This is a genomic window from Pseudomonas urmiensis, from assembly GCF_014268815.2.
In the GTDB taxonomy this organism is placed as follows: domain Bacteria; phylum Pseudomonadota; class Gammaproteobacteria; order Pseudomonadales; family Pseudomonadaceae; genus Aquipseudomonas; species Aquipseudomonas urmiensis.
This window is the reverse complement of record NZ_JABWRE020000001.1, coordinates 1,901,878-1,918,858: the sequence shown is the minus strand read 5'-3', so window position 1 is coordinate 1,918,858 and position 16,981 is coordinate 1,901,878. Positions and strand designations below refer to the sequence as shown.

18 protein-coding genes and 1 pseudogene are annotated in these 16,981 nt (G+C 59.4%); 12 read left to right on the top strand and 7 right to left on the bottom strand.

Going from position 1 to position 16,981, the window contains the following annotated elements:
- Positions 1–48: 48 nt before the first annotated feature.
- The gene (locus HU737_RS08510) at positions 49–873 is read right to left on the bottom strand and encodes an AraC family transcriptional regulator (protein ID WP_186553326.1); all 825 of its coding nucleotides are present in this window, start codon (positions 871–873) and stop codon (positions 49–51) included.
- Between the two features lie 322 nt (positions 874–1,195).
- Between HU737_RS08510 and HU737_RS08505 the strand changes: the two genes are divergently transcribed.
- The gene (locus tag HU737_RS08505; protein ID WP_186553327.1) at positions 1,196–1,675 is read left to right on the top strand and encodes a carboxymuconolactone decarboxylase family protein; all 480 of its coding nucleotides are present in this window, start codon (positions 1,196–1,198) and stop codon (positions 1,673–1,675) included.
- Here the strand turns inward: HU737_RS08505 and pdxR are convergent.
- Positions 1,668–3,104 (bottom strand): MocR-like pyridoxine biosynthesis transcription factor PdxR, encoded by a 1,437-nt coding sequence (pdxR, locus tag HU737_RS08500; RefSeq protein WP_186553328.1) that lies wholly within the window; start codon positions 3,102–3,104, stop codon positions 1,668–1,670. The two genes, HU737_RS08505 and pdxR, sit on opposite strands and share 8 nt — an antisense overlap.
- A gap of 90 nt (positions 3,105–3,194) precedes the next feature.
- Here pdxR and HU737_RS08495 point away from each other — a divergent pair, with 90 nt between their 5' ends.
- The 4 genes from HU737_RS08495 (at position 3,195) to HU737_RS08480 (ending at position 6,204) form a co-directional block, all read left to right on the top strand.
- Positions 3,195–3,677, top strand: coding sequence for a GNAT family N-acetyltransferase (locus tag HU737_RS08495; protein WP_023532427.1), 483 nt, complete (start codon positions 3,195–3,197; stop codon positions 3,675–3,677).
- Between the two features lie 30 nt (positions 3,678–3,707).
- A complete protein-coding gene (locus tag HU737_RS08490) occupies positions 3,708–4,385 on the top strand; it encodes an FMN-dependent NADH-azoreductase (protein WP_023532703.1) in 678 nt (225 codons plus the stop codon).
- A gap of 110 nt (positions 4,386–4,495) precedes the next feature.
- Entirely contained in the window at positions 4,496–4,945 is a 450-nt protein-coding gene (locus tag HU737_RS08485) for a carboxymuconolactone decarboxylase family protein (RefSeq protein ID WP_023532827.1), read from the top strand.
- A 272-nt stretch (positions 4,946–5,217) separates the two neighbouring features.
- Positions 5,218–6,204: a LysR family transcriptional regulator gene (locus HU737_RS08480; RefSeq protein ID WP_177408881.1), complete on the top strand. Its 987-nt coding sequence runs from the start codon at positions 5,218–5,220 to the stop codon at positions 6,202–6,204.
- A 19-nt stretch (positions 6,205–6,223) separates the two neighbouring features.
- Here the strand turns inward: HU737_RS08480 and HU737_RS08475 are convergent, their stop codons facing one another.
- Positions 6,224–6,685, bottom strand: coding sequence for a RidA family protein (locus HU737_RS08475; RefSeq protein WP_058133611.1), 462 nt, complete (start codon positions 6,683–6,685; stop codon positions 6,224–6,226).
- A 208-nt stretch (positions 6,686–6,893) separates the two neighbouring features.
- Between HU737_RS08475 and HU737_RS08470 the strand changes: the two genes are divergently transcribed.
- Positions 6,894–7,580 carry a hydrolase gene (locus tag HU737_RS08470; RefSeq protein WP_084296595.1) on the top strand — a complete coding sequence of 229 codons (687 nt, stop codon included), beginning with the start codon at positions 6,894–6,896 and terminating at the stop codon, positions 7,578–7,580.
- Positions 7,581–7,747: 167 nt separating this feature from the next.
- Positions 7,748–8,128, top strand: a complete 381-nt coding sequence (locus tag HU737_RS08465; RefSeq protein ID WP_089230371.1) for a helix-turn-helix domain-containing protein — start codon at positions 7,748–7,750, stop codon at positions 8,126–8,128.
- Between the two features lie 250 nt (positions 8,129–8,378).
- Here HU737_RS08465 and HU737_RS26160 read toward each other — a convergent pair.
- Positions 8,379–8,489, bottom strand: a pseudogene (locus HU737_RS26160) (lysis protein); the annotation flags it as partial.
- A gap of 143 nt (positions 8,490–8,632) precedes the next feature.
- On the opposite strand from HU737_RS26160, the gene HU737_RS08460 reads away from it, so the two are divergent.
- From HU737_RS08460 to HU737_RS08440, 5 genes are all read left to right on the top strand, one after another.
- Positions 8,633–9,112 carry a DUF3617 domain-containing protein gene (locus HU737_RS08460; RefSeq protein WP_189661701.1) on the top strand — a complete coding sequence of 160 codons (480 nt, stop codon included), beginning with the start codon at positions 8,633–8,635 and terminating at the stop codon, positions 9,110–9,112.
- Positions 9,113–9,463: 351 nt separating this feature from the next.
- The gene (locus HU737_RS08455; RefSeq protein WP_186553330.1) at positions 9,464–9,961 is read left to right on the top strand and encodes an HIT family protein; all 498 of its coding nucleotides are present in this window, start codon (positions 9,464–9,466) and stop codon (positions 9,959–9,961) included.
- 199 nt (positions 9,962–10,160) lie between these two features.
- Positions 10,161–11,060, top strand: coding sequence for a hypothetical protein (locus HU737_RS08450; RefSeq protein WP_186553331.1), 900 nt, complete (start codon positions 10,161–10,163; stop codon positions 11,058–11,060).
- A gap of 270 nt (positions 11,061–11,330) precedes the next feature.
- On the top strand, positions 11,331–11,870 hold the full coding sequence (locus HU737_RS08445; RefSeq protein WP_186553332.1) for a type 1 glutamine amidotransferase domain-containing protein: 540 nt from the start codon (positions 11,331–11,333) through the stop codon (positions 11,868–11,870).
- 42 nt (positions 11,871–11,912) lie between these two features.
- Entirely contained in the window at positions 11,913–12,770 is an 858-nt protein-coding gene (locus HU737_RS08440) for an SDR family oxidoreductase (RefSeq protein ID WP_186553333.1), read from the top strand.
- A 299-nt stretch (positions 12,771–13,069) separates the two neighbouring features.
- On the opposite strand, the gene HU737_RS08435 is transcribed toward HU737_RS08440, so the two are convergent.
- From HU737_RS08435 to HU737_RS08425, 3 genes are all read right to left on the bottom strand, one after another.
- A complete protein-coding gene (locus HU737_RS08435; protein WP_186553334.1) occupies positions 13,070–14,659 on the bottom strand; it encodes an aldehyde dehydrogenase (NADP(+)) in 1,590 nt (529 codons plus the stop codon).
- 66 nt (positions 14,660–14,725) lie between these two features.
- Positions 14,726–15,721, bottom strand: a complete 996-nt coding sequence (gene araD1 / locus HU737_RS08430; protein WP_186553335.1) for an AraD1 family protein — start codon at positions 15,719–15,721, stop codon at positions 14,726–14,728.
- 55 nt (positions 15,722–15,776) lie between these two features.
- Positions 15,777–16,952: an L-lyxonate dehydratase gene (locus HU737_RS08425; protein WP_186553336.1), complete on the bottom strand. Its 1,176-nt coding sequence runs from the start codon at positions 16,950–16,952 to the stop codon at positions 15,777–15,779.
- Positions 16,953–16,981 lie beyond the last annotated feature (29 nt).

Sequence of the window (16,981 nt, the reverse complement as noted above, 5' to 3'; positions counted from 1 at the left end):
ACCAGCGTATCGAACGGGAAGCGCGCTGTTCTTGTACGATCCTGCAACTTAGCGAACAGTGCGTAAGCGTTCCAGCCAACGCAGAGGCGGCACGCCGTAGGTGCGCGTGAAGTGCCGGGTCATGTGGCTCTGATCGTGAAAGCCCGCGGCGAGGGCGGCATCGACCAGTGTGAAGCCATCCAGAATCAGTCTGCGGAAACAGTCCAAGCGCCTTAGCGTGACAAAACGGTATGGGCTGGTGCCATAGAGGGCCCGAAAGTCTCGCGACAAGCTCCATTGCTCACGCCCACTCGCCTGTTCCAGCATCTCCAGCGTGATGCCCACGTGAAGATGCTCCATGATGAACGCCCTGGCGCGCTCGGCAGAGCGGTAATCCAGACGTTTGCGGCCACGCGGCTTGCCGCCGACTGCACGAAGCGCCATTGCCAAGTCATAAACGGCGTCCTGTTCCTCTAGTGTTTCCAGAGGATGATCCAGTGCCTGCACGAAAGCCTCGCTGGCGTGGTACAAGCGCGGGTCGCAGGATACTCCGCCAGCAATGAAAGGCAGCGCTTCTCCCCCGAGAACGTTCTGTATCAGCGACGGGTCGATGTAGGCCATCCGGTAGCGAAAACCCACATCCGTGCCAGCCATGCCGTCATGCACTTCGTCGGGATGCAGCACAAGCGTGTTGCCTGGCATGCCGTGGCACAGCGCGCCCTTGTAATGAAAGCTCTGAACGCCGGCAAGGGTACGGCCTATCGAATAGGTATCGTGCCGATGCGGGTCGTAGCCATGGCCGCCAAACCATGCTTCGATGCGCTCTACACTGCCAGGTGTTGTGCTTCGTATGACCCAATCAGTGGTGGCTGACGAGATTGCTTTGCGCTCCATGAATTGCTCACTGCTCGTGCGCCATTTTGAGTGTGAATAGTCCACCCTATTTCAGGATTACGCGAGCACCCAATCCATTTCCGCTTCCCTTTGGATCGATAGCTGCCGTTCGCGACAGACCGCTATCGACCCATTGCGGCCATTCGCGGAGGGCAATGAACGGCCTATAGCGCCCCTTCGACCATACCGCTCGATGGGTGTTCATGGCGTACTTCGATACAGACATGGCCTAGTTCGAAGCTACCATCTTGGCCCTGTGGGGCTATTCCAAGCGTTGCTACAGTGGGCTCCAACAAACTCCACCCACTGCGAGCAACTACCCATGAACAACCGCCTTGATTACTTCAAGCTGTCTCCCCAAGCGTCCAACAAACTGGTGGAACTCACCCTACAACTGAGCAAGAAACCGCCACTGGCCGATCTTGCCCACCTGATCATGTTGCGCGCTTCGCAGCTCAACGGCTGTGCGTTCTGCGTGGATATGCATGTGAAAGAGGCCATGATCCATGGCGAGCGCGAGCTGCGTCTTCACCACGTGGCCGTATGGCGTGAGTCAGGGCTGTTTTCGCCAGTAGAGCGGGCGGCGCTGGAGTGGACTGAAGCCCTAACCCAACTGCCGCCTCATGGTATCTCCAACAGCCTGTATGCGAGTGCGCTTGAGCAGTTTTCCGAGCAGGAGCTGTCGGATTTGTCGTTCCTAATCGTCGCCATCAATGGCTGGAATCGCCTCAATGTGGCCTTCCAGGCGATCCCCGGCTCGTCCGATGAGCTGTTCGGCCTGAACAAGGCCAACCTCAACTGAGTAACTTGCTGATCAACGCGCCAAGCTGCTCGCCTGGAGCCGTCGTGGCGCAGTTGGTAAAACTCAGGAGCAGACCTGACTGACGCTGCGATGACGCAGCCCAGCGCGACAACGCTTGTACCGACATACCCCTGGCCAGCACCTGCTCGGCCAGGGCGGTGTCGCTTACGTCCTCCGGCAAACGCAGTACTAAGTGCATGCCGCCTGGCGAGCGTTCCACCTGCAGACCCTTCGGCAAACTCCGGTCCAGTGCTTCGATGGTCAATGCCCGTCGCTCGTTGTAGAGGCGGCGCATGCGTTGGATATGCCGAGCGAAGTGTCCCTCGGCAACGAACTCCGCCACCAAAGCCTGGGTAATTGACGGTGACCCGGCAGCAAACAAGGCCCGGCCGACGCGCTCGAACGCTGCCACCTGCGCCTGCGGCACCACCAGATAAGCCAGGCGAATACCGGGAAACAGCACCTTGCTGAAGGTGCCGGCATACAGCACGCGCCCATGGCGATCCAAGCTGGCCAGCGCTGGAAGTGGACGGCTGACGTAGCGGTACTCGCCGTCGTAATCGTCCTCGACAATCCAGCCACCGGTGCGGGCAGCCCAATCGAGTAGCAGTTGCCGGCGTGGCAGCGACAGTGCCATCGACAGCGGGCTCTGATGCCCTGGTGTCACCATGACGACCTGAGCAGTCCGAGAACCCGCGATGGGGTGTTCTACGTTCATGCCTTCGGCATCAACCGGCACCGCTTCCAGGTCCAGGCCGAACTGGCGAAGCACCTGGCGCGTAGTGGGATAGCCCGGGTCTTCCACCCAGGCGCACTCGCCTGGCTGCAACAGGGTATGTGCGACTAAGGACAGGCTATTGCGCCAACCGCTGGTGATAAACACCTGATGGGCACCGCAATCGATACCTCGGGACACCTGCAGATACGAAGCAATGGCGCTGCGCAACGCTGCCAGGCCGTGGGGTGCCGGATAGTCCAGATCTCCAAGACGCATCCCACGGAGATACCGAGCACCGAGACGCGCCCATATCTTGCGCGGAAATGCATCCAGCGCCGGTACCCCCATCTGGAACGGCAACAGCTGCGGTGGACGCCAGAGCGAATCAGGTGCGTCTTCGATCACTTGGCTGCTGACTGGTAATGCGGTGGCCTCCGACACGGGCTTCTGCAGTTCAGGATTGATTACGGTGCCTTTCTGCCCGAGCGCCAGGAGGTAACCCTCGCTGGCCAGCAGCGAATAGGCCAATTCGACGGTGCCACGGGCCACCCCCAGCTCCTTGGCCATGGCGCGCGCCGACGGCAAGCGGTCACCGGGGGACAACGTGCCTGCGGCAACGGCGGCCAGTACGCGGTCGTACAGTTGACGATACAGAGGCAAGGCAGACTGCTCTTCCAAGGGAGCAAAAGGCGGCTTAGGGGAGGTCATCATGGCCTAGTTCATATCCCATTTCTTGGCTCAATCAAGTGGGTCAATGGTAGTCCAATATAGCGCCATCACCTACTCATGAGGGCAACTCCCATGACATCCCCTTTGCACAACTTCATACCCAGCGTGCTCGACCTGGCCGACACGTCCCTGCGCCCCCTGGACAGCACCCATGACCTCTGCAGCGCATTCCCGGTAATGCAGCAATTGCGCCCTCATCTGACGAGCGAAGCTGACTTCGTCAGCCGCATCGAGCGTATGCGCGTTGAAGGCTATCGCCTGATTGGTGCTTATGACTTAGGCGTTCTTGTGGCACTGGCTGGTTACCGCTTACAGGAAAACCTGGTCTACGGCGCATTCCTGTATGTCGATGACCTTGTAACCGCCGAGGCTCAGCGGGGAGGTCAGTGGGGCTCGCGCTTATTGCAAGCCTTGGAGCGACTGGCCCGCGCCAGCGGTTGTGCACGCCTGGTGCTCGACACGGGTTTGGCCAACGCCCGCGCGCAACGCTTCTACTTCCGTGAAGGCCTGTTGACGGGTGCACTGCGCTTTCAGAAACAGTTCGATACGCCATAACCCGCACGCACATCCAAGGAGGCGAACCTCATGACATCGTCACAACAGCCACTTGCTCCTTTGCGCATTCTTCGCCTGGTCGCCAGCCCCAATGCAGAGGATTCGGAAAGTCTGAAACTGTCCCAGCAGATCCTGTTTGCCTTGGCCAGTCAGGCCGGCAGAAGGGGTATCCAGTTGACCGATTTAGACCTCAACTCCTTGGCCCCAGTCGATGCGCCTTACGCCCAGGCGTTAGCCAATCAGCGCGTAGTCATAGCAAGCGGTCAGGAGGGTACGTTGAGCCGTTCCGACGAGTTGATCGACCAACTGCAGGCATGCGACGTACTGCTGATTGCCACGCCGATGCACAACTACAGCGTGCCCGCCCCACTCAAGATGTGGATCGACCAGGTGGTACGCGTGGGCAAAACGTTTCTGGGCACCGCCAAAGGCAAAGTCGGATCGCTGACGGATCGTCCGGTTTACGTCGCAATAGCTTGCGGGGGCTACATCAGCGGCCAGCATGCCCGTCAACCCGACTTTCTGCGACCCTACCTGTCCGCCGTCCTCGCCACCATCGGTCTCAATCACGTGTACTACTTCACCGTTGAAGGTACCGCCAAGGGTGTGGAGTCACTGAATACTGGGAGGGAAACAGGGTACGGTGAGGTGCAGACGTTCTTTGGTAGGGATAGCCATGGTGTGGATCAAGTCTGCAGCCCGCTTTAAGAACATCATCGAATTCAAGCGTATAGGTTTGCACATTAGCTGGGCGGTGTGCCGTCAAGCGGCAATCCGCATGTCACCCTCTTCATTGCTCAAAGACAGGAAAAGAAATCATGAGTCGACTCAATTGGTTTGAAGCTTCGCCTGGTGCAGCCAAGGCCCTTGGCGGGCTGCATCATTTCGTGACCACCGCGACAAATTTGCCAGCCCCGTTGATTCACCTCGTGTTTCTCAGGGTGTCTCAAATCAACGGCTGCGCCCATTGCATCGATCTGCACTCACGCGATCTGATCAAAGCAGGTATTTCAGTGGACAAAGTGCTGTTAGTACCAGTATGGCATGAAGCGCACTATTTGTTCTCGGATCAGGAGCGCTCAGCATTGGCCTGGGCAGAAGAAGTCACGCGGGTAAGCGAGACACATGTATCCGACGAAGCTTACGCAGCAGCATCGGCAATGTTTGCCGAAAAGGACCTTGTCGACCTGACAGCGGCCATTGCCGCAATGAACGCTTTTAACCGTATGGGCGTCAGCTTCCGACTCAAACCTGCCGCTAAAACGTGATGACCTATGACTCAACATGCAAACGCAGTACTTCAGAGACCGCCCTAGTATTGCCTACAGTCTGTTTCAGGCCTTTGCGGCCCCTTCTGAACGACGGGTATGAGCCGAAAGTAGTCTCTGACGGACGTCCGCAATGGGTCGAAGGCGGACGCTCGCGATTGACTGCGTTCAAAATAAGCTGGCATATGTCTCGGATTGAATGAGTGTGACTTACTCCCAGAATGGTGGGCAGACTAATCCCCTTCTCGTATCATTGCTCCTCCTCATCTGGAATGATTTTCGTGAATCCTTCACCTGGAAGTGTCTCGCCGATCCAATCGAATTCTAATGGACCGAAATGGGATGCCGGAGAAGCTGTAAGCCAGCTTTCCTGGGACGACTTGCGTATCATCAAAACGCTGAGTGACTGTAGCAACCGCGCGGCCACGGCCAAGAAGCTCGGCATCAATGTGTCCACCGTCTCGCGCCGGGTCGCGCAGGTTGAGAAGACGCTTGGGGTCGCGCTGTTCGATCATCGTAAGGCGGGGTATCTTCTGACTGCCGAGGGTGCCGAACTGCGTGCACTGGCCGAGCGCGTTGAACTGGACATCGTCAGTGTCACCCGCAGGGTTTCTCGCGCCGGCCAAGGCCCGCTGGGGAAACTGCGAATCACCACCAGCGACTCGCTGCTGCTGTACTTTCTAACGCCTATCATCGCGGACTTCAAAGCCCTCAATGAGGGGATCACCGTTGAGGTATTAGTCGGCAACCAGACGTTGAGTTTGGCGAGGGACGAGTCGGACATTGCGATACGTGCGACCAAAAAACCGGCAGATACCCTAGTGGGTCGCAAGCTCGCCAACATCGCCTGGGCGCCGTATCGCAGCGTCAAGCAGGCAGCGATTGCCGACCCCTTCGCTGAGGGGCAGTCGTGGGTATCCTACTCGGGAGGCCTGTGCGGATTGAAGGCAACGAGCTACGTCGAATGTCGGGTGCCCTCTGAGTTCATCTCCTACCGCACCGATTCCGTGGCGGCTGCGAGCGCGGCTATTGCAGCAGGTCTCGGTTTTGGCTTCCTCCCCTGCATGCTGGGCGACATTACCCCAGGATTGGTTCGGGCAGGCCAAGTAGTTCAGGAGCTTCAGGATGAGCTATGGTTGCTTACCCACCAGGACATCAGGAAATCCTGGCGGGTGAAAGCATTCATGACGTTCTGCGCCGCTGCCGTGGCCGACCTCAAACCGCTGGTCGAAGGTCAGCAGGCCATCCCGGTTTCATAGCGGAAACCGGGAGCACCGTTCATTTGGCGTGGGCGCCGATGACAGCTCGACACACGATCTCAATCAGCTGGGGACGCTGGGCGAGCCGCGATACACCAATGATATTGCTGGCCGCCTGCGGGCGTTCTGTGCCGTAAGCTGCCTTACGCACCTTGCCGACGACCGCAAAAGCAGCGTCCATGTCCAGCACATACAGCGTTTCCTCAACGACATCCTGCATCGTGGCGCCATACAGGGCGAGCAACTTGGCAATGTTGTCGTAGGAAACCCGCATCTGTTCGCCCATTGACGAAAAATCGCTCGGACGACCGTCAGCATCCAGTGGCGCCGGCGCTACCAGGTTGCCTTCTTCGTCATGGTTGAACTGCCCCGAGATGAAAATCTCGTTCCCGACTCGCCGCGCCTGCGGATAGCCGTAGCCCTCTTCCCATGGAACGCCCCAGTAGGCGGTGTCGTCGTTGAAAGGTCGTGAAGCGGCCATTGGATTCTCCTTGGCGAAAAATGGATCGACGTGATCCGACTGGCCGAGATCCTAGCACCGGATTGGACGCTACCTGTGGTGCAGTTATGCTCCCTCAAGAGCGCAAAAATGCGCCACCGTTTCGCTGAGTGTTTCGCTATCTTGTGCTGGCACTCGGCGACAACCCGCCGGGGAAACTCTCGCCACCGTTCAACAAAAGGGAAGAACAATGAGCAATCCACACACTGAAGTCCTCACCCCGCTCAACAGCCAACTGATCTTCATCGATCAGCAACCGCAGATGGCTTTTGGCGTACAAAGCATTGACCGGCAGACGTTGAAGAACAATACCGTGGGCCTGGCCAAAGCAGCCAAGATCTTCAATGTCCCCACCATCTTCACCACGGTCGAAACCGAGAGTTTCTCCGGCCATACCTACCCCGAACTGCTCGCGGTATTCCCTGATGCGCCGTTGCTGGAGCGCACCTCCATGAACTCCTGGGACGACCAGAAGGTTCGCGACGCGCTGAAAAAGAACGGTCGGAACAAGATCATTGTTTCGGGCCTGTGGACTGAGGTCTGCAACACCACCTTCGCACTGTCCGCCATGCACGATGCGGGCTACGAGATCTACATGGTTGCCGACGCTTCCGGCGGCACGACCAAGGAAGCACACGACTACGCCATGCAGCGCATGATCCAGGCGGGCGTAGTGCCAGTAACCTGGCAACAGGTGCTGCTGGAGTGGCAGCGCGACTGGAAAAACCGCGACACCTACGATGCGGTCATGGAACTGGTCAAAGAGCATTCGGGTGCCTACGGCATGGGCGTCGACTACGCCTACACCATGGTGCACAAAGCGCCAGAGCGTGTTCAGCACGGCCCTACCTTGGCGCCCGAGGCCGCATCGATCTGAGACCTGATCAGCCCCAAAGTTGATTTTATGCTCAACAAGCGGGGCCGGAACGAACCGATCCGGGCGATCAGTCATGACGGAGTGCTTGAAGCTTCAGAAGATGCTTCACCGAATAGTGCCGCCCGGATCAATTCATCTTCAGATTTTTTCAGGACGAATTGATCTCCATGAACAGTGCTAAAGGCATCGTTATAGCCTACGTCGCGATTAAGTCGACGGGGCGGCTTAAACCATGGCAAGTCAAAACGGCCAAGCAGCTGATGTTGGATCATCTGGATATCGGCATTTCGGTCACCGCACTTGCGGAAGCATGCGGACTGTCGCGCAGCTATTTCTCGCGCAGGTTCAAGGAATCCACACAGGTCTCTCCTCAGCAGTGGTTGCGTGAGCAGCGGCTGAGGAAGAGTAAAGAACTGCTAGAGACATCGACGATGATGCTCGCCGAGATCGCCCTAGAGTGCGGCTTCTACGATCAGCCACATTTCTGCCGAGCGTTTATGAAATCCGAAGGCCTAACGCCTCAGGCATGGCAGCAACAGGTGGCTTAGCCGGAACTGTGTGCCGCTAAATTCGGCGTGTACTGCCTTCGTAGATTTCGCTCGCTAGCTCTCCTTTCCGGCATAGGTGGGGTACTAAGGTACTACGGCTCTCCAAGACAATTTCCTGAAGGACCGCTATGGGTCGGAAGCGGCCGTCGGGCGTTTACGAAACCAGGAGCAACTCACCATCTTCGGAAATAGCGTGCTGCTCGTCGCCTCAGATCGCACGCTCAAACGTCGATGATGGAGCTTAAAGAGCTCAGGGGGCCAGAACTCTGACGTACGCTTGGCACGCCCGCAGCGCAATCAATCCTTGGTCGCCGGCGTCGGTGATGGCGATAATTCGTTGAGCATGCGCTGGGGCACATTGAGTAGTGCGGGCTACTCGAGTAACGCTGACCATGCCGTGGGCAGTTTCGGCGCGCAGCTGTGAATCAATGACTCTCGCCAAGCCAGGAGCACTTGCTTTTCAAGTATCCTGCTCAACGTGATCATCTACAAATAGGATGCGTGATGAAGTACTTCGCCATATTGTTGTCGACTGCAATTGCTTTCTCAGTAACATCATTGGCGTCAGCCGCTGAACCATCGCTGCGTCTGCAACGCGCTTCAGGTTTGTGGAAGGTTACTCCGTCCACCTCGCCGTTTTCGTGGGAAATATGCGTCGACCATGAGAAAGACAGGCTTATAGATGACGACCTGTGGAGTGACTTCGAACAGGAGTGCAAAATCGAATCTAAAAGCGGTAACGTCGATAGCTATAATTTCAAATCACGCTGCCCTGAAGCGATTATGGCCGGATCTTTCAAAGGCGACCTTGCGAAATCCTATGTACTGACGGCCGATACGTCGTTTGAGCTAAATGGAAAAACTGAAAGACAACACACAGTGATTAATGGCAGCTTTCAGGGCGCGTGCCCGGCGGATATGGAGCCGGGTGTAAAAAAAATGCACGGGGGAATGAAGATTAATTCCCCATACTCTAATAGATGAAAGGTTTAAAGCGTCATCGCTTGACAGACCTCGTATGCAGCTACATCGCTTGCCACGTATAACGCTCAATTGTGGCTAAGGTCAGTACCGTCGCGGCTTCCAGGCGTTGCATATATCCTTCGGGATGATCTTGAGCTCGCTTTCTTAAGCGTTGGTCTGTTGGGGTGACTCCATCGTAAGCGAGTCTTCAGTCTTGGCTTTTGGCCGATTGCTGCCCTTCGCGAGAGGCAGCTATGGGTCGAAAACAGCCGATCGGCCAGAAGCAGCTGTCCGCCAAAAGACAGCATCCGGCAAAAGCAGACATCAACCTGCCGCGATGCTACGCTCGCCAGCCCCACTCAAGGCAACCTGATGGACATACCGTCTCGGCTCATCATCCATGAATCCAGGCACTGGATTGTCAACCACCGCATGGACAGCGCGTTGCCGGGCTACCTGATGCTCAGTGCAAAACAAATGACCAACTCGCTGGCGGCGCTACCGCCCGAAGCGCAATCGGAGTTGGGGGTATTGCAGGCGCGCATCCAGAAAACCATTGAAACGCATCTCGCGCCCAAACGCTTGTATATCGGGCGGTTTGGGCATGACGCCGGCCACTCCATTCACTTCCACTTCATTCCGGTGTATGACTGGGTTGAAGCGGGTTTCTGGCAGGACGAAAGGTACAGGCTGCTGCAAACCTTCGGCTCGCTCGACAGTGCCCTTGCGCAAACCGATGGCGCCGAATTGATGCTATTCGTCTGGCGAGAGTTTTGTGAACGCCCCCTGCCGCCACCGGTACAAGGCCCTGGCGTAGCTGAAGTCGTTGCCACCCTGCGCAGCGCGTTCGACTCAAAGCTGCCCGGCTAGGCTGCGGTCGGAATGATAAGCGGGTCGCAATTTCACACTATTGTGCAATGCGAGTGAACCTATTGATCCCATAGCGTTCTAGGATACCGGCCCGGGCTGGTGGCAATGTGGCAGCAACTGTCCCAGCACGCCTCGCCACGTCGCGAAATCAGCCTGGATGGCATCGTTCCACTCAACTCTACAGGGATGTAAAACCCTCATGCAGCAGACTTCTACTGAAGTGCCAGTGACCGGTCAATTGGTCGGCACTTACCGCTACGGCAAGGGCCTGAAAATCTTCACGATAGTTTTCAGCCTGGCGCTACTGATCCTGGCCGGCCTCATCGTTTACTTCGCCACCACCTTGCCGGTGAACAGCAGCGGGCCTGTCACGTTCACCACCCCGTCAGGCTCGACGATGCGCTTCAATGGCAACGTCTCGATGCTCTATTACACCGGCGCGTTGCTGGCGTTCATCGCGGTGGGCATCGCGGCGCTGTATGCGTGGCACAGTCGCTATCGGCACAGCAGCTACGAGCTGTATGAACAGGGCATCGCCTACACCACCAAGGGCGTGCGCACCTACGTGCCGTTCACTGAAATCGAGCATTTGTACCTGTTCGCCTCGGGGCAGACGATGTTCAGCGGCATGATCACCAACCTGGCGTTCCGTCGCAATGCCAGCGAGCCGTTCCACCGGGTGATCGAACCGCTCAAGCGCTTCTTCGAATTCCAGCAACTGTTTCGCGAGCTCTACCTCGACGCCAGGCAACCTGCGGTCCTGCAGACCTTGCACAGCGGTGGCACGGTGACGTTCGAGTACGCCGACACCAGCCAAGTCTGGCGCAAGCGTGTGAGCGGCAACTTCCTCGATATCAAGACCCTGCCGATCGTGGTTTCACGAGATTACCTGCAGGTCCAGGGCAGCCAGGTATCGATGGCTTCGCTACGCAGCGTGGACACCAGCGCCTGGAGCGAGAAGGTGGTGATCAAGGATGCTTCTGGCAAGCCAGTACTGTCGACCGTCGCCACCGGCATCCTCAACATGGACCTGTTCCTCAACACGTTAGCCCTGTTGATGGAAACGTCTGTCGAGCAGACCGCTGAACACACTGCCTGAACACACGGGGGGTAGGGCTCAACGCCCTGCCCCCCGTGGTTATAAGTGCCCTACCCCGGATCGTCCCCTCTGACAGCAATTCCCCGCCAGCCCCTGAACATACCCCGCACCTCCCGAACACGCCGAAAACTCTCGTTTGAGTGCGTAAAAGCGCGCGCCAGCTACACATCATCATTCGCTTAAGCCTGGACCGTTCGGGTTTTGCACATGAACTTTGCCCGGTGCTGATGGGCCTCCTACTTCAGGTCTACTGATAAAGGAGCTAACCCCATGAGTGCACAATTGAACGGTAAGCGCGTGGCGTTTCTGGTCACCGACGGGTTCGAACAGGTGGAACTGACCGGCCCGCGCGAAGCCCTGGAACAAAACGGCGCGGTCGTCGACATTCTGAGTGACAAGCCAGGTACGGTCCGCGGCTGGAATCATGACAAGCCCGCTGACCCATTCACGGTAGATGCCACATTCGACAACGCCCAGCTCGACCTATACGACGCGCTGGTGCTGCCAGGCGGGGTGCAGAACTCCGACACGATCCGGCTGGTCCCCGGCGCGCAAAAACTGGTGAAAAGCCATGACTCAGCCGGCAGACCGCTGGCGGTGATCTGTCACGGCGCATGGCTGCTGGTGTCCAGTGGCCTGGCCAAAGGCAAGCGCATGACCAGCTACAAGACCTTGCAATACGATATTCGCAACGCCGGTGGCACCTGGGCCGATGAGCAGGTGGTGGTCGATGGCAACCTGATCAGCAGCCGCCAACCTGATGATATTCCGGCCTTCAATGAGCAGTTGATCAAGGCCTTGGCAGGCTGATTTTTACTCTTCCAACGAATACCACTGCAGGAGCCTTGTTCCATGAGCGACTACCCTACTCCGCCATTCCCCTCACAAGCGCAAAGCGTTCCAGGTTCACAACGCAAGATGGAGCCGTACCCGGACTGCGGTGAACAGACCTACACCGGGCACAATCGGCTCGACGGCAAGATCGCCCTGATCACCGGTGCCGACAGCGGCATCGGCCGAGCGGTTGCGATTGCCTATGCCCGCGAAGGCGCAGACGTTGCCATCGCCTATCTCGATGAACACGACGATGCCCAGGAAACCGCGCGCTGGGTCGAGGCGGCGGGTCGCCAATGCCTGCTGCTACCCGGTGACCTGGCGCACAAACAGCACTGCTACGAGATCGTCGACAAGACCGTGGCGCAGTTCGGTCGCATCGACATCCTGGTCAATAACGCCGCGTTCCAGATGGCCCATAAGACCCTGGACGAGATTGACGATGATGAGTGGGTGAAGACCTTCGACACCAACATCACGGCGATCTTTCGCATCTGCCAACGGGCATTGCCGTCGATGGGCAAAGGTGCTTCGATCATCAATACCAGTTCGGTCAACTCCGATGATCCGTCACCTAGCCTGTTGGCGTATGCCGCTACCAAGGGTGCCATCGCCAACTTCAGCGCAGGCCTTGCCCAGTTGCTGGCCAAGCAAGGCATTCGGGTCAACAGTGTCGCGCCTGGGCCGATCTGGACACCGCTGATCCCCGCCACCATGCCGGATGAGGCAGTAAGGAACTTCGGCTCGGGCTACCCGATGGGACGACCAGGGCAACCGGTTGAGGTTGCCCCGATCTACGTCCTGCTGGCTTCTGATGAAGCGAGCTACATCTCCGGCTCGCGCTATGCGGTAACCGGCGGCAAACCGATTCTTTGAGCACGACGCTGAGGCCCGCGGGTGCGGGCCTCAGTGCTTTTTCGACGGTTCTTGGCGAGCCGTCTTCTGCGCGGTCGAATCATGCGCGGTACCTGACGAGCCATCCGGTCGATGGGCATCATTGTCCCGCTCCTGTTCACCCTGCGGCTTGGCCGGTGGCGGTGTTTCAACGCGGTCTTGGCTATGCTTTTTCATCGCTTGCCCTGCTCCCTCTCGGTGTCCCGTTGAACAAGTGATGCCCTGACAGTCAATAAAGTTCAGGCCACAGCGCAAGCCGGCATTGCCACGTTTTTCCTGATTCAGGCAGACGTCAGTGGCGCTCGCGTGTAGCCACTGTCGACGAGCCGCATGATGCCCAGCGGATTGGCATCCTTAAGCGCATCCGGCAACAGCGCATCTGGGTAGTTCTGGTAGCACACCGGACGCAGGAAACGGTCGATCGCCAGGCTGCCAACCGAGGTGCCACGGGCGTCCGATGTGGCCGGGTAAGGCCCGCCGTGAACCATCGCATCGCACACTTCAACGCCAGTTGGGTAGCCGTTGAGCAGCAGGCGCCCGGCTTTGCGCTCGAGCTCCGGCACCAGCATGGCGAACTGCTGCAGGTCCTCGGGTTCGGCAATCAAGGTCGCAGTGAGCTGGCCATGCAACGCCCGCACTACGTCCACCAGCTGTGGCTCATCGGCCACTTCGACGACGAGGGTGCAAGGGCCAAAGACCTCTTCCTGCAACCTGGCATCGCCATCGAGCAGCAGCTGCGCATCCGCCTGGAACAGTTGCGGCTGCGCCTGCTGGCCTTGTTGCGCGCGGCCGGCCAGATGGCGAACGCCAGGATGGCCGTGCAACGCGGCGACGCCGTTACAATAGCTGTCCAGGGTACCGGCATTGAGCATGGTCTGCGCCGGCTGGTCGGCCATGCGCGCGGCAAACTGCTCGAGAAACTGGGTGAAGGCCGGAGCGCGGATGCCGATGATCAACCCTGGGTTGGTGCAGAACTGCCCGCAACCTTGCACCACCGAGGCAGTCAGTTGCGTTGCCACCGCCTCGCCGCGCTGGGCGATGGCAGCGGGCAGCAGCAACACCGGGTTGATGCTGCTCATCTCGGCAAACACCGGGATCGGTTGTGGCCGCGCCGCCGCCATGTCACACAAGGCGCGCCCGCCTTTGAGCGAGCCAGTGAAGCCCACGGCCTGAATCGCGGGGTGCTTGACCAACTGCTCGCCCACGCCAGCGCCGTAGATCATGTTGAAGGTGCCGTCGGGCATGGCGCAACGCTGCACCGCCCGCATGATCGCATCGGCGACCAGCTCGGCTGTGGCCATGTGCCCGGAATGGGCCTTGAATACCACCGGGCAGCCGGCGGCCAAGGCTGCAGCGGTGTCGCCTCCGGCGGTGGAGAACGCCAGGGGAAAGTTGCTGGCACCGAAGACCGCGACTGGCCCGACGCCGGTTCGGCATTGTCGAAGGTCGACGCGCGGCAGCGGTTGGCGATCCGGCTGGGCCCGGTCGATGCGTGCGCCGAACCAGTCACCGCGGCGCAGCACCTCGGCGAACAGGCGCATCTGGCCGCTGGTACGCGCCCGTTCGCCTTTGATACGCGCCTCAGGCAGCGCCGTTTCGCGGCAGACCACGCTGACGAAGTTGTCGTCGAGCAGCTCGATTTCCTCAGCGATGGCCTCAAGAAATGCTGCACGTCGATCGGGTGATGTATTGCGGTAGGCGGCAAATGCAGTGGCTGCCGCCTGTGCAGCGGCATCCACCTCTTCAGCGGTGGCCTGGGTGAAACGGTACGGCAGCGCCTGCGCGGTATGCGCGTCGAAGCTTTGCAACACTACCGCACCGGCGGCGCAGCGCGCGCCGCCAATGTAGTTGTAACCGAGCAAGTTGAGCATAACGACCTCATAAGCGTGAGCCGGCCGAGCCCGAGCCGGGCCGGCTTTCTGGCAAGCAAGATAACCCTAGAGACGGGCGACAGACCCCGGCAGGATCGGCACTTCGCAAGCGACGATGCCGTTGCGCAAAGGCGCGCCAAATTCATCCATGGCGATTTCGAAGGTGTCGCCAGGCGCCGCCTTGATGCCGTCGGCGAAAGACAACGTGGCAGTGCCGAAGTAATGCACGTGGACATCACCGGGGCGCAGGAATTGGGCGTACTTGAAGTGATGAAACTCAAGGTTGGCCAGGCTGTGGCACATGTTGCCCTCGCCCGAGAGGAATTCACCCTCCCACAGCACTTGCCCGCCGCGCAGGATGCGGCTATGACCTTGCAGGTGCGCTGGCAGCTCGCCGACCCGCAGCTCCGGGCCAAAGGCGCAGGCACGCAGCTTGGAATGGGCCAGGTAGAGGTAGTTGCGCCGCTCCATCACATGGTCGGAAAACTCGTTGCCCAAGGCATAGCCCAGCCGATGCGGCAGGCCGTCATCGCCGATCACATACAGCCCGACCAACTCCGGCTCCTCGCCAGCGTCCTCGGCGAACGCCGGCAGCGGCAGGTCACCCCCGGGGCGGACGACGATGCTGCCGTCGCCCTTGTAGAACCATTCTGGCTGCGCCCCGACCTGCCCCTGCGCAGGCTTGCCGCCATCGAGCCCCCATTTGAAGATGCGCATGGTGTCGGTCAGGGTCGCCTCGTCTGGCTCGCCCTGCTGGTGCATCTTGTCGCGTGTCGCGGCGCTGCCCAGGTGGGTCAGGCCAGTGCCGCTGACCAGGCAATGGGCCGGGTCTTCATGGTCCAGCGGTGGCAATACCCTGCCCGCCTGCAGCAGGCCGGCATAGTCCGGGCCGGCGTCACTGCCACGGGCCAGCACTTCTTCGACCAGGCCATGGCCGCTGCGGATCGCCGCCAAGGCCAGTTCGCGGGTGCTGCTGGTTGCTCGCAGCGTGCGCACCTGAGCACCTTCGATTACCCCCACGCGGCGCTGGCCGGCCTGGTCTTCGAATTGAATCAACCGCATGTGTCATTCCCCTTGCGCAAGGCCGGGCGCCAGCGCGTGGCGGCGCCCGACGCGATCATTCGATGATGTTGAAGTCGTTGAGGTATTGCTCGGAAATCTCCAGCCCCAGGCCCGGCTTGTCATCGTCCAGCTGGATGTAGCCGTTGACCGGTTGCGGCTCGCCCTTGAACACGTAGTAGAACAACTCGTTGCCGACCTCGACGTCAAACACCGGGAAGAACTCGGCCATCGGCGAGGCGGTGCTGGCCATGGTCAGGTGATAGTTGTGCATCTGCCCGGCATGGGGAATGACCGGCACCGACCAGGCTTCGGCCATGGCGTTGATCTTGCGCGCAGCGGTGATGCCGCCAACGCGGTTGGTGTCGTACTGGATGACGTCCACGGCGCGGCGCTCGAGCAAGTCCTTGAAACCATGGCCGGTGAACTCGTGCTCGCCGCCCGAGATCGGCATGATGCCCATCTTCTTCAACTCGATATAACCTTCGATGTCATCGGCGATCACCGGCTCTTCCAGCCAGCGCGGCTCGAATTCGGCCAGCTTGGGCAGCATCCGCCGGGCGTACTCCAGGGTCCAGCCCATGTAGCATTCGAGCATGATGTCGACATCCGGGCCGGCCAGCTCACGCAGCGCGCGCACCTGCTCGATGTTGCGGCGCATGCCGGCCGGGCCATCCTTGGGGCCGTAGCCAAAGCGCATCTTCAGCGCGGTGAAACCTTGGTTCAGATAGCCTTGGGCTTCTTCCAGGAACAGGTCGAGGTTGTCATTGGCGTAGAGCTTGGAGGCGTAGGTCCAGATCTTTTCCTTGGTGCGCCCGCCGAGCAGCTTGAACACCGGTTTATTGACGGCCTTGCCCATGATGTCCCAGATCGCCAGGTCGATCGCCGAAATGGCGGCCATGCCGATGCCCTTGCGTCCCCAGGCATGGGTGCGGCGGTACATCTTCTGCCAGATGTACTCGCTGTCGAAGGGGTCTTCGCCGATGCAGATCGGTGCCAGGTACAGGTCGATGATTTCCTTGGCGACTCGCGGCGCCAGGGCGCAGTTACCGATGCCGACGATGCCGGTGTCGGTTTCGATTTCTACCACCAGCCAACCATGGAAGCGGAACGAGCCCATGGCATCGCCACGCTCGAAGAGGATGTCGCTGGCGTTGGTGCAAAAGTGCGCCTGGGGCGGCACGACCTTGCCCTTCCATTCAAAGACACGGGTACGGACAGATTTGATTTTCATGGGTGAAGGTCCTCTCACTACAAGGGATG